At 75.1% G+C, this 19502-nt stretch carries 8 protein-coding genes; all 8 read left to right on the top strand.

Features of this window, described 5'->3' with window-relative positions; all coding sequences use genetic code 11:
- Nucleotide 1: 1 nt before the first annotated feature.
- Genes ACHBTE_RS24575 through ACHBTE_RS24540 form a run of 8 tightly spaced genes read left to right on the top strand, consistent with a single transcriptional unit; the run spans nucleotide 2 to nucleotide 19486 of the window.
- Entirely contained in the window at nucleotides 2–208 is a 207-nt protein-coding gene (locus ACHBTE_RS24575) for an MbtH family protein (RefSeq protein WP_394726234.1), read from the top strand.
- A complete protein-coding gene (locus ACHBTE_RS24570; RefSeq protein ID WP_394726233.1) occupies nucleotides 201–3782 on the top strand; it encodes an amino acid adenylation domain-containing protein in 3582 nt (1193 codons plus the stop codon). The genes ACHBTE_RS24575 and ACHBTE_RS24570 overlap by 8 nt, the downstream gene beginning before the upstream one ends.
- Nucleotides 3773–4843 carry a MupA/Atu3671 family FMN-dependent luciferase-like monooxygenase gene (locus ACHBTE_RS24565; protein ID WP_394726232.1) on the top strand — a complete coding sequence of 357 codons (1071 nt, stop codon included), beginning with the start codon at nucleotides 3773–3775 and terminating at the stop codon, nucleotides 4841–4843. The genes ACHBTE_RS24570 and ACHBTE_RS24565 overlap by 10 nt, the downstream gene beginning before the upstream one ends.
- Nucleotides 4840–9513, top strand: a complete 4674-nt coding sequence (locus ACHBTE_RS24560; RefSeq protein ID WP_394726231.1) for an amino acid adenylation domain-containing protein — start codon at nucleotides 4840–4842, stop codon at nucleotides 9511–9513. The genes ACHBTE_RS24565 and ACHBTE_RS24560 overlap by 4 nt, the downstream gene beginning before the upstream one ends.
- Nucleotides 9513–13436: an amino acid adenylation domain-containing protein gene (locus ACHBTE_RS24555; RefSeq protein ID WP_394726230.1), complete on the top strand. Its 3924-nt coding sequence runs from the start codon at nucleotides 9513–9515 to the stop codon at nucleotides 13434–13436. The genes ACHBTE_RS24560 and ACHBTE_RS24555 overlap by 1 nt, the downstream gene beginning before the upstream one ends.
- Nucleotides 13426–16683, top strand: coding sequence for an amino acid adenylation domain-containing protein (locus ACHBTE_RS24550; protein WP_394726229.1), 3258 nt, complete (start codon nucleotides 13426–13428; stop codon nucleotides 16681–16683). The genes ACHBTE_RS24555 and ACHBTE_RS24550 overlap by 11 nt, the downstream gene beginning before the upstream one ends.
- Nucleotides 16680–18737, top strand: a complete 2058-nt coding sequence (locus tag ACHBTE_RS24545; protein WP_394726228.1) for a beta-ketoacyl synthase N-terminal-like domain-containing protein — start codon at nucleotides 16680–16682, stop codon at nucleotides 18735–18737. Before ACHBTE_RS24550 ends, ACHBTE_RS24545 begins: the two co-directional genes overlap by 4 nt.
- Nucleotides 18734–19486 carry a thioesterase II family protein gene (locus ACHBTE_RS24540; RefSeq protein WP_394726227.1) on the top strand — a complete coding sequence of 251 codons (753 nt, stop codon included), beginning with the start codon at nucleotides 18734–18736 and terminating at the stop codon, nucleotides 19484–19486. Before ACHBTE_RS24545 ends, ACHBTE_RS24540 begins: the two co-directional genes overlap by 4 nt.
- Nucleotides 19487–19502: the final 16 nt, after the last annotated feature.

Here is a 19502-nt window from a genome sequence, read left to right as displayed (position 1 = left end):
CATGACCACCAATCCGTTCGAGGACGAGAACGGGACGTACCTCGTCCTCACCAACTCCGAGGGACAGCACTCGCTGTGGCCGGACGGGATCACCGTGCCGGACGGGTGGGACGTGGCGCTCACCGCGAGCAGCCGCGCCGACTGCCTCGCCTTCGTCGAGGAGCACTGGACCGACATATGTCCCGCCCGCACGGCCGCCGATGCCTGAGCCGGGGGCGACGGGGGCGTTGTACGGAGTGCACGAGTTCTTCGCGCGACAGGCGCGGCGCAGCCCGGCGGCGACCGCGCTGGTGGACGGTGACACACGGCTGACCTACGGCGAACTCGCCGAGCGCGCCGCCCGGCTGGCCGGGCTGCTGCGCCGCCGGGGGGTACGGCCCGGGGACCTGGTGGGCGTGTATCTGGAGCGGTCCGCCGAGATGGTGGTGGCGCTGCTCGGCACCCTCGAGGCGGGGGCCGGGTACGTCATGCTCGATCCGGACTTTCCGGCGGAGCGGCTGCGCGGGATGGCCGCCGACGCGGAGGTCGCCGTCATCGTGTCGCGGCGCGAGGCGCAGGCCTGCGAACTCGGCGCCGGGGCCGAGTCGGTGGCCGTGGAGGACGCCGAGCACGCCGAGCCGCTCGCGCCCGGCACGGTGCGGGTCCGTCCGCGGGACGCGGCCTGCGTGATGTTCACCTCCGGCTCCACCGGCCGCCCCAAGGGCATCGTCGCCTCCCACGCGGCGATCACCGGGACGCTGACCGGGCAGGACTTCGCCTCCTTCGGGCCTGGCGCGGTGTGGCTGCAGTGCTCCCCCGTGTCCTGGGACGCGTTCGCGCTGGAGCTGTGGGGTCCGCTGCTGAACGGCGGTCTGTGCGTGCTGCACCCGGGGCAGCGACCCGACCCGGTGGTGACGGCGGCCCTGGTCGAGAGGCACGCCGTCACCTGCCTGTATCTCTCCGCCTCCCTCTTCCATGTGGTCGTCGACGAGTATCCGCGGGCGCTGGCCGGAGTGCGGGAACTGATCGTCGGGGGCGAGCCGTTGTCGCCCGCGCACGCCGCCCGCGCCCTGGAGCGCCACCCCGGGCTGCGGCTGAGCAACGGGTACGGGCCGGTCGAGGGCATGGTCTTCCTGACCGTCCACCGCGTCGCCCTCGAGGAGGTGCGAGGCGGCGGCCCGGTGCCGATCGGCCGCCCGCTGGCCGGGAAACGGCTCCGGGTGCTCGACGAGCGGCTGCGGCCCGTCGCGGACGGCGCGAGCGGTGAGCTGTACGCCGCGGGCGCCGGTGTCGCCCTCGGGTACTGCGGCCGTCCCGGACTCACCGCCGAACGCTTCGTCGCCGACCCGTACGGACCCGCCGGTGAGCCGATGTACCGCACCGGGGATCTGGTGCGGCGGCGGGCGGACGGCGTGCTGGAGTATCTGGGGCGGGCCGACGCACAGGTGAAGATCCGCGGGTTCCGGGTGGAGCCGGGCGAGGTGGAGGCGGTCCTGGCACGTCATCCGGAGGTCGTCCGGGCCGCCGTGCTCGCCCGACCCGACGCCACGGGTGAGAAGCGGCTGGTCGCCTACGTCGTTCCGCGCCGAGGACGGCAACAGCCCTTGTCCGAGCAGGAGTTGCGCGCGCACGCCGCCGCCGTGCTGGCCGACTACCTGGTGCCGGCCGCCTACGTCCTCCTCGACGCGCTGCCCCTCACCCCCAACGGCAAGCTGGACCGCGCAGCCCTGCCGGAGCCCGGCCCGGTGACCGGCTCCCTGGCCTCGGCGACGGCACGGCAGCCGTCGGACGCGGTCGAGGAGGCGCTGTGCGGGCTGTTCTCCGAGGTGCTGGGCGTGGCGGCGGTCGGCCCCGACGACGATTTCTTCGCCCTGGGCGGCAACTCCCTGATGGTGGCCCGGCTGCTGGGGCGCATCCAGCTGACGCTGGGCGCCCGGATCGGCGTACGGACGTTGTTCGAGTGCCGGACGCCGGGGGCGCTGGTGCCGTACGTGGAGAAGGCCGGGACGGAGGCGGGGACGAAGCCCCGGTACGGCGGTGCGGTGCCCGCGCGGGACGGGGGCGCGCTGCCGCTGTCCTATGCGCAGCGCCGCCTGTGGTTCCTGGACCGGGTCGACGCGGGCACCGCCTACACCCTGCCGGTGTCGGTGCGGCTGAGCGGCGACATCGACACCGAGGCGCTGCGGGCCGCCCTCGGTGACGTGGCCGCCCGGCAGACGGTACTGCGCACCGTCATCGAGGACAGCGGCGGCGAGCCCCGGCAGCGGGTGCTGAGCGGCGCCGCGGCCCTGCCCCGGATGCGCCGGGTCACCGTCCGCTCCGGTGAGCTGGAGCGGGCGATGGACGAGGCCGCACGGCACCGCTTCGACCTCGCGGCCGAACTGCCGCTGCACGCGGTGCTGTTCAGTGTGGCGGACCGGCCGGGTGAGCATGTCCTGCTCCTCGTCCTGCACCACATCGCCGGCGACGGCTGGTCCCTGCCCCCGCTCTTCCGTGACCTGTCGCGGGCCTACGCCGCCCGGGCCGCCGGTCGTACGGCCGAGCTCGCCCCGCTGCCCGTGCCCTACGCCGACTTCGCCCGCCGGCAGCAGGAGCGGCTCGGGTCGGCGGACGATCCCGGATCCCTCGCCTCGGCCCAGCTCGGCTACTGGCGCCAGGCCCTGGCCGGCCTGCCCTCGGGTGGCCCCCTGCTGCCCCGCAGTCCGGCGCGGCCCGCCGTACCGGGTCGGGAGGCCGCCACCGTCGTACGGCGGCTGGACGCGGCCCTGCACGCGCGGGTCGTCGAGGCGGCTCGGGCTCAGGGCGCGACGCTGTTCATGGCGCTGCACACCGCTCTCGCCGCCGCGCTGGTGCGGGCCGGGGCCGGTGTGGACCTCGCGGTCGGCTCGCCGATCGCCGGGCGGGGACAGGACGGCACCGTCGACGACGTCGTCGGGTTCTTCGTCAACATGCTGGTGCTGCGCACCGACGCCTCGGGCGACCCCACCGCCCGGCAGCTGCTCGCCCGTGTCCGGGAGTCGGCGCTGAACGCCTTCGCCCACCAGGACGTGCCGTTCGAGGAGGTCGTGGGCGCGCTCAACCCGGCACGGCCGCCGGGCCGCCAGCCGTTCACCGAGGTGGTGCTGGCGTTGCAGAACAACGCCCGGGCCGAGGTGGACCTGCCCGGCGCCGAGGCGGGCGTCCGGCCGCTGCGCACCGGCGCGGCACGGTTCGAGCTGCTCGTCGACGTCACGGACGACCACGGGCCCTCGGGCGCGCCGGACGGCATGACGCTCGTCTTCGAGTACCGCACCTCGTGTCTGGAGCCGGAGTTCGTCGACCGGTTCGCGGACGCGGTCGTCGAGGCGCTGCGGGCGGTGGCGGCCGAGCCGGACGTACCGCTGTCGCTGCTCGCGCTGCCCGAGCCGCCCAGGCGTGCGGACCCCGCCCGCGACACGGTTCGCACGCCCGCACCCACCGGCGACGACGCGCCGGACTCGGCGCTGCGCCGCGAGATCCAAGCCGTCTGGTCCGACGTCCTCGGCGTCGACCGCGTCGGCCCGCACGACGACTTCTTCCAGCTGGGCGGCAACTCCCTGCGCGCCGTCCGGGTCGCGGCCCGGCTCACCGGCGCCGGACGCACGGTGACGGCAGCCCAGCTGTTCACCTCCCCCACGGTCGCCGCCCTGGCCGCCGAGCTGGAGCGGGCACCGGCCGAGGCACCCGCGCCGCCGGTGCCCATCCCGCGCCGGCCGCGCGTTCCCCGGCAGCCCGGCCGCGACGGCCGTACCGACACCAGTCAGAAGGAGGTGCCATGGAGCTGAGCGTGATGTTCTTCGGCGCCGACACGCCCGCCGGCACCCCCGCCGGGAGCACGGCTCCGCGGCACAGCGAGGTCTACGACGACATCCTCGACGTCGCCCGTACCGCGGACCGGCTCGGCTTCCACGCGATCTGGACGCCCGAGCGGCACTTCCAGCAGGTGGGCCAGGTCTTCCCCAGCCCGCCGGTGCTCAGCGCGGCCCTCGCGGTGGCCACCGAGCGGATCAACATCCGGGCGGGCAGCGTGATCCTGCCGCTGCACCACCCGCTGCGGATCGCGGAGGACTGGGCCGTCGTCGACAACCTGTCGCACGGCCGGATCGGCCTGTCGGCGGCGACCGGCTGGCACTCCGCCGACTTCGTCCTCGCCCCCGACAACTACGCGGGCCGCCGCGAGCAGACCGTGCGGGACATCCCGCTGCTGCGGCGGCTGTGGGCGGGCGAGGCGGCCGAGTTCACCGACGGCACCGGCGCCTCGGTCGCCGTCCTGCCGCAGCCGCGGCCCGTCCAGGACACCCTCCCGCTGTGGCTGACCAGTTCCGGCAACCCAGAGACCTGGGAGGCCGCCGGACGTCTGCGCACCGGGGTGCTCGGGGCGACCGTCGGGCAGAGCCGGGAGGAACTGGCGGAGAAGATCGCCCGCTACCGGGCCGCCTGCGCCGCCGCGCCCGAGCAGGGCGGCACCGACGCGCACGGCAGGGTGACGCTGATGGCGCACACGTTCGTCGGCGCGGACGACGCTCAGGCGCGGCGCCTGACCGCCGTACCGCTGAAGCGGTATCTGCGCTCCTATGTGCGGCAGACCACGGCGAACCGGACGGCCGACCGGGCGACGGCGGAGCTGACGGCCGAGCAGACCGCGATGCTCGCCGAGTTCGCCTTCCACCGCTATCTGACCTGGGGCAGTCTGCTCGGCTCCGCCGAGACCTGCCGGAAGATGCTCGCCGATCTGCGTGAGCTGGGCTGCGACGAGGTCGCCTGCTTCGTGGACTTCGGACTCGGCCGTGACGAGGTGCTGGCCGGTCTGCACCGGCTGGCCGAGCTGCGGGAGGACGTGGCGTGACGGCGACTACGGGGGCGGCCGGCGCCTCCATGGCCGAGCGGTTCAGCGCGCTCAGCGGTGAGCAGCGGGTGCGCCTGATGCGGCGGCTCGTGGCGTCCGGGCAGGCCGGGCTGATCCCGGCGGTGGTGCCGCCGCGCGACGGGGACGGGCCGGTGCGGCTCAGCCCGGCGCAGGAGGACCTGTGGGTGTACGAGTCGCTGTATCCGGGCACCCCGGCGCTGAACCTGTGCTGTGCCTATCACTTCGACGACACCGTCGAGCCGGTCGACCCGGACCGGCTGGAGACGGCGCTGACACTGGTCCGCGCCCGGCACGACATCCTGCGGGCCCGCATCGAGGGTGAACCGGGCGCGCTCGCCGTCACCTTCCCGCCCGAGGACCGCTTCCGTCTGGAGCGGGAGGACCTGCGCGGCACCGGCACCACCATCGCCGAGGCGTTCGAGACGTTCCGGCGCCGCCCGTTCGACCTGGCGGGCGACCCGCTGATGCGGGCGCGGTTCGTCACGGTCGACGAGCGGCGGACCACGCTGATGCTGAGCCTGCATCACGTCATCGCCGACTGGTGGTCCTTCGATGTGCTCCAGGCCGAGTTCGCCGAGGTCCATGGCGCGTTGCGCGCCGGTACCACCCCGGCGCCCGCCCGGCCGCGCATCCAGTACGCCGATTTCGCGTCCTGGCAGGGTGAGTTGGCGGACGCCGGGGTCTTCGAGGCGCGGCTGGACTTCTGGCGCCGGTATCTCGCCGAGCCACCGGGACCGCTGACCGTGCCGGGCGCCGGGAACGGGCGCGCGGAGGGCATCGCGCAGATCCCGTTCAAGGTCGACGCCCCCACCGCGCGGGCGGTGCGGGCGCTGGCCCGGGAGCGCGGCGCCTCCGTCTACGTCGTCCTCATGGCAGCCTTCGCGGTGCTCGCCCACCGCCTGACCGGCGCCGACGACCTGGTGCTCGGCACACCTACCGCCAACCGGGCCGCCAAGGGCCTGGAGCGGGTCATCGGGTATGTCATGAACGCCATCCCGACCCGCTGGCGGATCCGGCCCGAGGACTCCTTCGCCGATGTCCTGGCCCGGTTCGCGGCCGACTTCCCAGAGCTGATGGCCCACGCGGACGTGCCGGTGGGCCGGATCGTCTCGGCGGTCGCACCCGACCGCAGCGCCGGGCGCTCCCCGCTGTTCCAGTGGGTGTTCATGCATCTCACCCAGCAGCGCAGTGTGGCCGCGCTGCGGGAGTTCAGCGAGCCGGAGCGCATCCACACGGGCGGCGAGCACGACCTGGTGGGCATCGTCCGGGACGCCGACGACGGCACCATGGACGGCAGCTTCGAGATCCGTACGGCCCTGTTCGGCGCCGATGCCGTACGGCACTGGACGGACGCCTATCTGGAGCTGCTGCGCCGCTTCACCGCCGACCCGCGGATCCCGCTCGCCGAGGTCGGGCTCGTGCCCGAAGCCGACCGGCACCGGCGCGCCGCGCTCTCGGCCGGCGGTCCCGCGCCCGAGCCGCTGGCGCTGCCCGACCTGGTGGCCCGGCAGGCGGCCCGCACACCCGACACCCCCGCGCTGGAGGCCGAGGGCCTGCGGCTGACGTACGCCGAACTGTCCGACCGGGTGGACCGGCTGGCCGCTCACCTGGCCCGGCACGGCGCGGGCCCCGGCCGGGTCGTCGCCCTCGCCCTCGGCCGCACGGCCGCCATGGTCACGGCACTGCTCGCGGTCCAGCGCACCGGCGCCGCCCACCTCCCGGTCGACCCGGACTACCCGCCCGAGCGCATCCGGCTGACGCTGGAGGACGCGGCGCCGGTCCTGATGGTGGCCGCGGAAGCCGGAGCGGTGCCGGACACGGACGTGCCCACGCTGGTCCTCGACGACCACGCCTACGCCGAACAGCCGTCTGCCGCCGGGCCGTTGGACCCGGCCGTGCCCGCGTACGTCATCCACACCTCGGGCTCCACCGGCCGCCCCAAGGGCGTCGTCGTCCCGCACACGGGTCTGGCGGCGCTCGCGCAGGGGCTGGTGGACGCGCTCGGACCGGGCTCGGACAGCAGGGTGCTGCACCTGGGCTCGCCCGCGTTCGACATCTCCCTGGGCGAGCTGTGCCTGGCCTTCTGGTCCGGCGGCACTCTGGTCGTGCCGCCGGAGGGGCCGCTGGCCGGGCAGGACCTCGCGGACGTGCTGACCGGGCGGCGGATCAGCTGCGCGCTGGTGCCGCCCTCGGTGCTGGCGACCGTGCCCGCCGGGGAGTATCCCGAGCTGCGGTCGCTGGCCTCGGGCGCGGAGGCGTGCCCGCCGGATCTGGTGGCCCGCTGGGCGGTCGGCGGACGCCGCTTCCACAACGCGTACGGGCCCACCGAGTACACCGTCGGCGCCACCGTCTCCGGGCCGCTGACCGCCGACGGCACGGCCCCGCCGATCGGCGCCCCGCTGCCGGGCACGCGTGCGTACGTGCTCGACGCACGGCTGCGGCCGGTGCCGCCCGGGGTGTGCGGGGAGCTCTATCTGGCGGGTCCCGGCGTGGCGTACGGCTATCTGGGGCGGCCCGGGGCGAGTGCCGAGCGGTTCGTCGCGGACCCTTACGGGCCGCCCGGCGAGCGCATGTACCGCACGGGTGACCTGGCCCGCCGCCGGGACGACGGACAGCTGGAGTACCTGGGCCGCTCCGACGAACAGGTGAAGATCCGCGGCCGGCGCATCGAGCCCGGCGAGATCGCGGCCGTCCTCACCGGGCACCCGTCGGTGCGGCAGGCGGTGGCGGTCGTACGGGAGGACCGGCCGGGCCGGCCGCGGCTGGTCGCGTATGTCGTCGCCGAAGGGCCGCGGCCCGACCCGGACGCCCTGCTCGGATACGCGGCGCGGCTGCTGCCCGCCGCCCTGGTGCCGGCCGGCGTCGTGGTGCTGGAGGAGCTGCCGCTGGCGCCGAACGGCAAGCTGGACCGGGCGGCGCTGCCCACCCCGGACAGCGGACCGAGCCCCGCCGGGCGGGCCCCGCAGGGCGGCCGTGAGGTCACGCTGTGCGCCCTGTTCGAGGAGGTGCTCGGGGTCGAACGGGTCGGCGCCGACGACGACTTCTTCCGGCTGGGCGGCGACAGCATCATGGCGATCCAGCTCGCGGGGCGTGCGTCGGGCGCGGGCCTCCGCATCGCGCCGCGTGACGTCTTCGGCGCGCGCACGCCCGCGGCGCTCGCGCTGACGGCCCGGGAGGCGGCGGACAGCGGCCTCGGCCTCGGCCTCGGCGAGGACTCCGGCACCGGGCGCTTCCCGCTGACGCCGGTGATGCGCTGGTGGCGTGAACAGGCCGGGGATCCGGCGGCGTTCACCCAGTCGATGGTGTTCCCGGTGCCGGCGGGGACGGATCCGGGGCGGGTCGAGTCGTCGGTGCGGGCCCTGGCCGAACGGCACGGGGCGTTGCGGATGCGGCTGGTGGAAGGGGAGCTGGAGGTCCCCGAGGGTGCTGCGGGCGTGGCGGTCGAGCGGGTCGAGGTGCCCGACGGTGTCGATCCGCGGGCCCGGGCCGAGGAGGTGTCGGCGGCGGTGCGGCTCGACCCGGAGAAGGGGGAGATGCTGCGGGCCACCTGGCTCCGGGCCGGCTCCGGGCAGCCGGGGCTGCTGGTGCTGACGGTGCATCATCTGGCGGTGGACGGGGTGTCCTGGCGGCTGCTGGGACCCGAGCTGGCGGCTGGGCTGGCCGGTGCTCCGCTGCCGCAGCGCCCGGGCACGTCCTTCGTGCGCTGGGCGCGGCTGCTGGCGCGTGAGGCGCTCCGGCCCGATCTGGCCGACCGGGAGTCGGCCTGGTGGGAGCGGATGCTGGCCGGCCCGGACGCCCGGGTCGCGGGTGGGCGCGGTGCCGGCTCGGACCGTGCCGTGCTGACCGTCGAGCTGACGCCCGAGGTCACCGAGGCCGTGCTGTCCGAGGTGACCGCGGCCTTCCACTGCGGCGCCGACGCGGTCCTGCTGACGGCACTGGCCGCCGCGGCGGTCCGGCGCCGGGGCGAGGGCCATGGTCTGCTCGTCCATCTGGAGGGCCACGGCCGGGAGGCCCTCACGCTGCCCGCCGACGTCTCCCGGACCGTCGGCTGGTTCACCACCCAGTACCCGGTCCGGCTGGACGCGGGTGCCGCGCTGGGCCCCGACTTCTGGGAGCCTTCGCGGGACGCGGCCGGGGCGGCGCTCAAGCAGGTCAAGGAGCAGCTGCGGGCGGTCCCCTCGGGCGGCCTCGGCTGGGGTCTGCTGCGCCGGCTCAACCCGGACACGGCCCCGAAGCTGGCCGCGCTGCCCGTCCCGGACCTGCGCTTCAACTACCTCGGCCGGTTCTCCGGCGGTGACACGGCGGGCGGCGAACTGCTCGGCATGGCGGCCGAAGCGCTGCCGCTCGGGCATGCCGTGGAGGTGGACGCGCTGGTCGCGGAGCGGTGCGCCGGGCGGATGTGTCTGAGCGCCGCGTTCTCGTACGCGCGCGGGGTGCTCGGCGAGAACGAGGTGCTGGAGCTGGCCCGGCTGTGGTGCGAGGCGATCGAGGTGCTGGTCGCGCATGCGCGCCGGGACGGCACGGGCGGCCACACCAGCTCCGACTTCCCGCTGGTCGACCTGTCCGCGGACCAGCTCGCGCTGCTGGAGGACGACCTGGCGTTCGACCTGGACGACGCGGACGACGATGGCGACGAGGGGGACGACTGATGGGCGGGCGCATCGCCGACGTACTACCGCTCTCCCCGGCGCAGGAGGGGCTGCTCTTCCATGCCCTGCGCGATCCGGACCGGCCCGACCCGTATCTGGTGCAGGCCCGCTTCCGGATCGCCCCCGGCGTCCCGGCCGAGACCGTGCGGGCCGGGGTGACCGGGCTCCTCCGACGGCACCCGAATCTGGGGGCGTGCTTCCGGCACGAGCACGTCGACCGGCCGGTGCAGGTGATCCCGCGTGCCGTGAAGGTGCCGTGGACCGAGTCGGACCGCACGGGGCTCGGCGCGGACGGCACGGAGTCGGAACTGGCGCGCCTGGCGGCCGAGGACCGCGGGCGCCGGTTCGACCTCGCCCGGCCTCCGCTGATGCGGGCGACGCTGGTACGCCACGACAGGGGCGCCGACCTGCTGTTGACGCTTCATCACATCCTGTTGGACGGCTGGTCGTTGCCCTTGCTCGCCCATGATCTCCAGGCGCTGACCACGGGCGCCGCCCCGCCGCCCGCCGTGCCCTTCAAGCAGTACCTGGTCTGGCTGGGCGGCCAGGACCAGGCCGGCGCGCGGGCCGCCTGGCGGGAGGCGCTGGACGGGCTGCCGCGGCCCGCGCTGCTGTGCCCGCGGGAGTCCTCGCAGGGCCGCCGGGCCGGCTCCCCGGAACGGCCCGAGGGTCCGGTGGACACCGTCGACGCCGAGTTGTCCCCCGAGCTGACCGCGGCGATCACCCGGCTGGCGGCGCGCGCGGGCGTCACCGTCAACACCGTCGCGCAGACTGCCTGGGCGCTGGTGCTGGCACGGCTGACCGGCTCGGACGACCTCGTCTTCGGCGCGGTCGTCTCCGGCCGGCCGCACGATCTGCCCGGCGTCGAGCGCATGGTGGGGCTGTTCATCAACACTCTCCCGGTACGGGTCCGGCTGCGCGCCGGGGAGAGCGTCGACGCGCTGCTGGCCCGCGTCCAGGACGAGCAGCTGCGGCTGGCGCCGTACCACCACGTACGGCTCGCCGAGGTGCAGCGGGCGGCCGGAGCGGGCGAACTGTTCGACACCGTCCTGGCGTTCGAGAACTTCCCGCGCACGACCGGGCCGGCCGCCGACGTGGAGTTGGTCGAGACCTGGGACTCCACGCACTATCCGGTGACGGTCGCCGTCGTCGCCGGGGAGCGGATGCTGCTGCGGATCGGCTGCAGGCGGGGCCTGTCGGCGGCCACGACGGCCGCCAGGCTGACGCGCGCCTTCGAGGCGCTGACGTCCGCGCAGAGGACACCCGCCGACCGGCTCGACGTCCTCCCGCGGGAGGAATGGCGGCAGCTGCTCACGCTCGCGGAGGGCCCGATACGCCCGGTGCCCGAGACGCGCGGCATCCCCGCGCGCTTCGCCCGGCAGGTGGCCCGCACACCCGACGCGCCGGCCGTCGAAGCCGACGGCGAAGTGCTGTCGTACGGCGGCCTCGACGCGGCCTCCGACCGGCTGGCGGAACGGCTGCGGGAGGCGGGGGTACGGCCCGGCGACACCGTGGCGCTGCCGCTCGCCCGTTCCGTGGCCATGGTGGTGGCACAGCTGGCGGTGCTGAAGGCGGGGGCGTGCTGCCTCCCGCTGGACCCCGGGGCCCCTGAGGAGCGGCTCGCAGCGCTGACGCGGGCGGCGAGGGCACGGGTGGCGGTCGTGGACGGGTCGTCCCGGCTCCCCGCCGCGGTGCGGGCGTTGAGCTTCGCCGGCACCGAGCCCGCGGCGCCCACGACGACACCGCCGACCACCGCCCACCCCGAATCCGCCGCCTATGTGATGTACACGTCCGGCTCCACGGGTGAGCCCAAGGGCATCGTCACCCCGCACCGGGCCGTCGTCGAACTGGCCGCCGACTCCCGTTTCACGGGCGGCGCGCACCGGCGGGTGCTCCTGCACAGCCCGCACACCTTCGACGCCGCCACCTACGAGACCTGGGTGCCCCTGCTGAACGGCGGCACCGTGGTCGTCGCCCCGCCCGGCCCGGTCACCCCCGACCTGCTCAAGAGGCTGCTGCCGGAAGCCCGCGTCACCGCCCTGTGGCTCACCGCCGAACTGCTGCGCACCGTCGCGGAGATCGCTCCCGAGGTGCTCGGCGGCGTCCACGAGGTGTGGGCGGGCGGAGACGTCCTCGCGGCCGAGGCGGTCCGCCGGGTGGTCGAGCACTGCCCCGGCACCCGGGTCGTCAACGGCTACGGGCCCACCGAGACGACCGTGTTCGCCACGGCTCACCGCGTCACCGGGGGAACCGGCGCGTCCGTGCCGGTCGGCCGGCCTCTGGACAACACCCGCGCCCACGTCCTGGACCACCTGCTGCGCCCCGTACCGCTCGGCACGGTCGGCGAGTTGTACGTCGCCGGCACCGGACTCGCCCACGGCTATCTGAACCGCCCCGGTCAGACGGCCGAGCGGTTCGTCGCCGACCCCTACGGGCCGCCCGGCGCCCGGATGTACCGGACGGGCGATCTGGTGCGCCGGCTCCCCAAAGGCGAGCTGGAGTTCGTGGGCCGCGGCGACGACCAGGTCAAGGTGCGCGGCTTCCGGATCGAACCCGGCGAGGTGGAGGCCGCCCTCGCCGCGTGCCCGGGCGTGGAGCGGGCCGTGGTCACCGCGCGCCCCGCCCCCGACGGCGGCAAGCGGCTCGTGGCGTACGTCGTCGGCCTCGGCCCCGACTCGGATCTCGGCCTCGTACGGGAGCATGCGGCGCGCACCTTGCCCGCGCATCTGCTGCCCTCGGCCTGGGCCCGCCTCGACACCGTCCCGCTGACCGCGCACGGCAAGGTCGACCGGGCCGCGCTGCCCGAACCCGAGCCCGAGCGAAGGCACGGCGGGCAGGAGCGGATCGCCCGGCCGGGGCGCGAGCAGCGGCTGTGCGCGCTGTTCGCGCAAGTACTCGGGGTGGCCGCGGTCGGCCCCGACGCCGACTTCTTCGCGTACGGCGGTCACTCGCTGCTGGCGCTGCGCCTGACCGCCCGGATCCACGCCGAGCTGGGGACACAGGTGTCCCCGGCGGCCCTGTTCGAGGCGCCGACGCCCGCCGCGCTCGCCGCCCGGCTCGCCGCGACCGGTGCTCCGCCGGACCAGGCCGACGAGGACGCGTACGCCCCGCTGCTCCCGCTGCGCCGCGAGGGCGAGCTGCCCCCGCTGTTCTGTCTGCACCCGGGTCTCGGCCTCGGCTGGGGGTACGCGGCGCTGCTGCCGCACCTGGCCCCCGGTCGGCCGGTGTACGCCGTCCAGACACCGGTGCTGCACGGCGAGGAACTCCCGGCGACGCTGGGCGAGCTGGCCGAGCGCTGTGTGCCGCTGATCCGGGCGGTGCGTCCGCACGGACCGTATCTGCTGCTGGGCCGTTCCTTCGGCGGGCCGTTCGCACATGAGCTGGCGGTGCGGCTGCGTGCGGCCGGTGAGGAGGTCGCGCTGGTCGCCGTCGTCGACTCCATGCCGAAGCCGGCGGAGGTCGCCGCGACACCGCTGGACCCGGCGGTCGTGGAGCAGGTGACGCTGGGCAACCTGCTGCGCAACGCGCTGCCCGGGGTGACGGCCGGGCCCGGCACGCTGGAGCGGACCGAGGTCATAGCTCGCGTCCACGCGCACAGCGAGCTCCTCGCCGACCTCGACGAACGGCGCCTGGACACCCTGGTCGGCGCGATGGAGGGGTACATCCGGATGGCCCGGGCCTGGCAGCCGTCGCCGTACGACGGCCGGGTGACCCTGTTCTCGGCCACCCGCGCCTCCGAGGCGACGACCGAGGAGAAGCGAGCCGCCTGGGCGGGCTGCTCGAACGGGGTGGACGTGCACGAGCTCGACTGCGAGCACAGCGATGTGCTCACACCGGGGCCGGTGGGCGAGATCGCCGCGGCCGTGGAGGACGTACTGGCAAGGGACCGCACGGGGGACGGAGCACAGGCAGATGGACGCTGACGACATCGGCACGGGTGGGACGTACGAGGAGTACGAGTTCCCGACCTCGGACGCGCAGGCCCGGCTGCTCGTCCTGGATCACATGGACCCGGGCGCCGCGACCTATCACGTGCCGGCCGCCTTCGCCGTGCGCGGGCCGTTCGACAGGGCGGCCTTCGGGCGGGCCCTGGACGCCCTCGTCGCCCGGCACGAGTCGCTGCGCACGCGCTTTCGCACCGGCCCCGACGGGGTGCCGGTCCAGCTCGTGTCCGCCGAAGGGCGGGCCGAGCCGCGCCTCGAGCGGGACGTGCCCGTGGCCGAGGTGGCCGACCGGATACGCGCGGAGGCCGCCCGCCCCTTCGACGTGACGGCCGGCCCGCTGCTGCGCTGCACGCTGTACGCCGTGGCCGACGGCAGCCACCGCATCCTGCTGGTCGCCCACCACCTGGTCTGCGACGGCTGGTCGCTGGGCGTGCTGCTGCGGGAGCTGGCGGCCGGGTACGAGAACGAGGCCAAGGGCCTGCGGCACGCGCTGCCAGAACTGCCCCTCCAGTTCCCCGACTTCGCCGCCTGGCAGCGCGAGCGGCAGGGCGACGGCGAGTACGCCCGCTCGGTCGCGTACTGGGCCGGACGGCTGCGGGGCGCCCCGGAAACGGTCGCGCTGCCCTTGGACCGGCCGCGCGGGGCGGTCCGTGAGGCGGCGGGCGGCACCGAACGCTTCCTGCTGCCGGCCGGGGTCCGCGAGCGGATCGCCGCGACGGCCAGGGAGCGTGGCGGTACGCCGTTCATGGCGGTGTTCGCCGCGTACGCCGCGTTCGTGGGCCGCCTGTCGAGCGCCGAGGACCTGGTGATCGGCTTTCCCGTCTCCGGCCGCGACCGCCCCGAACTCCAGGACATGGTCGGCATGCTGACCAACACCCTGGCCCTGCGCATCGACCTGTCCGGCGACCCGTCGTACCACGACCTCATCGACCGTCTGCGCGCCGCCCTGCTGGACTCCCAGCCGTACCAGGACGCCCCCTTCGAGGCGGTCGTGAACGAGGTCGCCCCGGCCCGCGAGATCAGCCACGACCCCGTCGTGCAGGTGGTCTTCGGCTACGACGACGACACCGACCTGACCCTGCGGCTGGCCGGCGCCGAGGTCGAGCGGATCCCCGTGACCCTGGACACCGCGAAGTTCGACCTGCACCTCCAGGTGGAACGCTGGGGCGAGGACCTCGCCGCGTACCTCATCCACCGCACGGCACTCTTCGACCCGGCGACGGTACGACGCTGGGTGCGCTGCTTCGAGACCCTGCTGCACGGCCTGCTGGACCGCCCCCAGGCACCCCTGTCGACCCTCGACATGCTCCCGCCGGACGAACGGGAGCGGCTCCTGAGCCGGGGCGCGGCAGTGCCCCCCACAGGGCACTCGGTCCCCGACCTGGTGGCGGACCGGGCGGCCGAACGCCCGCAGGCCACCGCCCTCGTCTGCGGCGATCTGCGCCTCACCTACGGCGATCTGCTGAAGCGCGCCGACACCCTGGCGGCCCGTCTCCAGGCGCACGGCGTCCATCGCGGCGACCGAGTCGGCCTTCTGCTGCCCCGCGGCGCCGACATGGGCATCGCCGCCCTCGCGGTCCTGCGGGCGGGCGCCGCCTACGTCCCGCTGGACCCGGCGCACCCGGCGGCCCGCCTCACCTACATGATCACGAACTCCGGGACGTCCCTCCTGCTGACGGCACAGGGGACCACGGGCCTGACGGCGACGGACGTTCCGGAACTGCGCGTGGACAAGGAGGGTGAGGAGGACGGCGAGTACGAGCGGCGGGCCCCGGGAACGGGCGGACCGGCCGGCCCCTTCACCCCCGTGCCCACCGCCCCCGAGGACCTCGCGTACGTCCTCTACACCTCCGGCTCCACCGGCGTCCCCAAGGGCGTCGCGGTGGAGCACCGGGCCCTGCACAACCTCGCGGTGAACGTCCGCCCCGTGTTCCCGGTGAGCGCGGACGACCGCGTCCTGCAGTTCGTGTCGTTCGGGTTCGACGTGGCGGTGTCCGACCTGTTCTTCCCCTGGGTCGCGGGCGCCGAGCTGCACATCGCGCAGGAGGACGAACGCCTCGGCGAGGCGCTCCAGGCACGGTTGCGGGACTCCCGGATCACCTATGTCTTCCTGCCGCCGTCCGCCGCGATGACCCTGCCCCCGGCGCCGGGCGCGCTGCCCGAGCTGCGCACCCTCGCGGTCGGCGGCGAGGCGTGCCCGGCCGAACTGGTGGAGCGGCTCGGCGAGGAGGGCCGCCGGATCGTCAACGCTTACGGCCCGAGCGAGGCCACCGTGTACTCCACGACGGCCGACCTGCGCCCCGGCGAGCCGGTGGTCATCGGCCGCCCGGTCCCGGGCTCGCGCGCCTACGTCCTGGACCGCCTGCTGCGCCCGGTCCCGGTCGGCGTGACCGGCGAGCTGTACGTCGCCGGTGCCACCCTGGCCCGCGGCTATTTCGGCCGCCCCGGCATGACCGCCGAACGCTTCGTCGCAGACCCGTACGGTCCGCCCGGCAGCCGTATGTACCGCACCGGCGACCTGTGCCGCGTCGACGCCGACGGCGTGCTGCACTACCTGGGCCGCGGCGACTCCCAGGTGAAGCTGCGCGGCTACCGCATCGAGCTGGGCGAGATCGAGGCCGTGCTGGCCGGCCACCCGCAGGTCACGGTCGCCGCCGCGGCGGTCCGCGGTGAGGGCGCCGAGCAGCGGCTGGTGGCGTACGCGGTCGGCGCCGCCGATGTGCCGGACGAGGCGCTGCGGGCCCATCTGGCCGGGCGGCTCCCCGGCTACATGGTGCCGGAGGTCTTCGTACGCCTGCCCGAGCTTCCCCTGAACCGGTCCGGCAAGATCGACCGCTCCCGGCTGCCCGAACCGCCCTCGTCGCGGCCGGAGTTGAGCGAGTCGTACGCCGTTCCGGGTACCGACGCCGAGCGGCGGGTGGCCGAGGTCTGGCAGCGGGTGCTGACCGTGGACCGGGTCGGCGCCCACGACAACTTCTTCGACCTGGGCGGCAATTCGGTGCGGCTGCTGGCCGTGCTCTCGGCGCTCCAGGAACACCCCGGGCACCGGGACCTCACCCTGATCGACCTCTTCCGGCATCCGACGGTCGCCGCGCTCGCGGCCCACCTCGACAGTGCCGCGCCCGACACCGCCGTACAGCAGGAGGCGGCCCGGCGGGGAAGCGCCCGCCGCGAGCGCCAGGCGGCTCTGCACAAGCTCCGTTCCAGGAAAGGCACGACGCGATGACGACCGAGGACACCCCCCTGCACGATCCGACGCGGGAGCCGGACTCCGCGGTGGCCGTCGTGGGCATGAGCGGCCGGTTCCCGGGCGCGGGCGACCTGGAGACCTACTGGGCCAATCTGCGCGCCGGTGTCTGCTCGCTGTCCACCTTCACGGAACAGGAGCTGCTGGCCGACGGGGCCGACGCGGCGGAGCTGCGCAACCCGTCGTACGTCCCGGCTCGGGGCCGGCTCGCGGACGCGGACCGTTTCGAGGCGGAGCTCTTCGGCTTCGGCCGTGCCGAGGCCGCGGCCCTGGACCCACAGCACCGGGTGCTGCTGGAGACCGCCTGGTCCGCGCTGGAGGACGCGGGGTACGCCCCGCTGAACGCCCCGGCCCGCACCGGGGTGTACGTGGGCGGCAGCCCCACCGAGCACGCGCTGGCGGCCGGCACCGACCCGGAGCTCGCCGCCTCGATCGGCGCCCTTCAGGTCCGCATCCTCACCGACCGTGAGTTCCTCGCGCCCTGGATCTCCTACCGGCTGGGCCTGGACGGCCCGAGCATGACCGTGCAGACGGCCTGTTCGACCTCGCTCACGGCCGTCCACCTGGCCGTGCAGGCCCTCCTCCTCGGCGAGTGCGACACGGCGCTCGCGGGCGGCGTGGCCATCTCCGGCGTGCGCAAGCAGGGCTATGTCCACTACCAGGGCGGGATCTTCTCGCCCGACGGCCGCTGCCGCCCCTTCGACGAGAAGGCGGCCGGTACGGTGCCGGGCAGCGGGGTGGGCGTGCTGGTGCTGCGCCGGCTGGAGGACGCGCTGGCCGACGGCGACCCGGTGCGCGCGGTGATCCGGGGCACGGCGGTGACCAACGACGGCGCCGGGAAGGTCGGTTTCACCGCGCCGGGGGTGGACCAGCAGACGGCCGCGATCACGGAGGCGTGGGCGGCGGCGGGCCTCGATCCGGCCGCGGCGCAGTACGTGGAGGCGCACGGGACGGGGACGGAACTGGGCGACCGCATCGAACTGGAGGCGGCGAGCGCGGCCTTCGCGGGCGGCTCGGGCATCGGCCTCGGCTCGGTGAAGTCGAACATCGGCCACGCGGACGCGGCGGCCGGCGCGGCGGCGCTGATCAAGACGGTCCTGATGCTGGAGCACACGACGCTGGTCCCCACGGTCGACGTCACGAGCCCGGCCCCAGCCCTGAGGGATTCACCGCTGCGGCTGGTCACTCAGGCGCAGGAGTGGCCGGACCGGCCGGAGCTGCCCCGGCTGGCGGGCGTGACCTCGGTGGGCATCGGCGGCACCAACGTGCATGTGGTCCTCCAGGAAGCACCCTCCCGCCCGGCTCCGGCGGACGACGTCGTACGACCCCTGCTGCTGCCCCTGTCGGCCCGCACAGAGCCCCAACTGGCCGTCGTGGCCGAGTGGTTGGCCTCGGCGCTGCGCGCCCCGGACGCCCCCTCGCTGTCCGCCGTCGCCCACACCCTGCGCACCGGCCGGGCGGCCCTGGACGTACGGGCGTACGTCGTGGCGTCGGACGTCGAGGAGGCCGTGGAGAAGCTGACGGCACTGGCCCAGGGCCGCGTTGCGCACAGCGCGCCCGATCCGCTGGGTGAGGCGTGGGTGCGAGGCGAGGAGGTGACGTGGCCGGCGCCGCGGGGCGAGGCGCGCCAGGTGCGGCTGCCTACGTACCCGTTCGCCGGGGAGAGCCATGGCGCGCTCACGCTCGGCCGGCCGGCCGCGCGGGACACGCCGGTGACGGCCGAGGACACGGAGCCGGCGGACGACGCGCTCGAAGCCACGGTGACCGCTCTGGTGATCGAGGCCCTCGACCTGAAGGGCGTGGCCGGGCTGACGCAGACATACTTCGAGGCGGGCGGCGATTCCCTCACGGCCGTTCACCTCGCCGGAAGGCTGCGCGACGAAGTGGACATCGATGTGCCGATCCAGCTGTTCCTGGAGCCGATCACCCTGCGGGAGATGACGGACCGCATCTGCGAGCTGAAGCGCGAGGGCGCCGCGGACGGGGCACTGGACGCCCTTCTCGCCGAGTTCGAGGCGGAGGCGGGGGCATGACCGTGGCCGACATCCGGACCCGCTGGCTGCGCGGGGTGAGCGCACCCGGCGCGCGGCTCCGCCTGGTGTGCTTCCCGCACGCGGGCGGAGCGGCGAGCTCCTTCCACGACTGGGCGGCGCTGGCCCCGCCGACGATCGAGGTCACGGCGGTGCAGTACCCGGGCCGCCAGGACCGGCTGGCCGACGCGTGCCCGGCCACGATGGAGGAGCTGGCGGACGCGATCACCGACGCCGTGCTGCACGACCCCGCCGACGACCGGCCGTTGGCGCTGTTCGGGCACAGCATGGGGTCGGCGGCGGCGTACGAGGTGGCCCGCCGGCTGGCGGACGCCCCCGGCCCCGTACTCACCCGGCTGATCGTGTCGGGCCGGGCCCGGCCACGCCTCACGCGGGAGCAGCCGCCCGACCCGCAACCGACCGACCCCGAGATCCTGGAGTACGTCCGCCTGCTGGATCCCGAGAGCGCGGCCGTCTACGACCACCCGGATCTGCGGCCCGTGATCATGCCGGCGCTGCGCGCGGACTTCGGCCTGCTGGCACGGCACCGCCCCACAGCTCTGCACCGTCTGGAAATCCCGGTCACCGCGTGCGGAGGCGACCGCGATCCGGCGTGCGCACCTCAGGACCTCAAGTCCTGGTCCGATGTGACATCCCAGGAACTGGACGTCCGGATCTTCGAGGGCAACCACTTCTACCTGACCCCGCGCAAACAGGAGCTGCTCGCGTACATCACGTCACAACTGACCTGAGCAAGCGGGGTGGAGG

This window comes from Streptomyces sp. M41 (assembly GCF_043673425.1).
Lineage (GTDB): Bacteria > Actinomycetota > Actinomycetes > Streptomycetales > Streptomycetaceae > Streptomyces.
The sequence above is the reverse complement of the archived record's forward strand: the minus strand, read 5'-3'. Positions and strand labels throughout refer to the sequence as shown.

Coding starts and splice junctions, on each gene's coding strand:
- ACHBTE_RS24575 (WP_394726234.1), top strand. CDS start 2: ATGACCACCAATCCGTTCGAGGACGAGAACGGGACGTACCTCGTCCTC.
- ACHBTE_RS24570 (WP_394726233.1), top strand. CDS start 201: ATGCCTGAGCCGGGGGCGACGGGGGCGTTGTACGGAGTGCACGAGTTC.
- ACHBTE_RS24565 (WP_394726232.1), top strand. CDS start 3,773: ATGGAGCTGAGCGTGATGTTCTTCGGCGCCGACACGCCCGCCGGCACC.
- ACHBTE_RS24555 (WP_394726230.1), top strand. CDS start 9,513: ATGGGCGGGCGCATCGCCGACGTACTACCGCTCTCCCCGGCGCAGGAG.
- ACHBTE_RS24550 (WP_394726229.1), top strand. CDS start 13,426: ATGGACGCTGACGACATCGGCACGGGTGGGACGTACGAGGAGTACGAG.
- ACHBTE_RS24545 (WP_394726228.1), top strand. CDS start 16,680: ATGACGACCGAGGACACCCCCCTGCACGATCCGACGCGGGAGCCGGAC.
- ACHBTE_RS24540 (WP_394726227.1), top strand. CDS start 18,734: ATGACCGTGGCCGACATCCGGACCCGCTGGCTGCGCGGGGTGAGCGCA.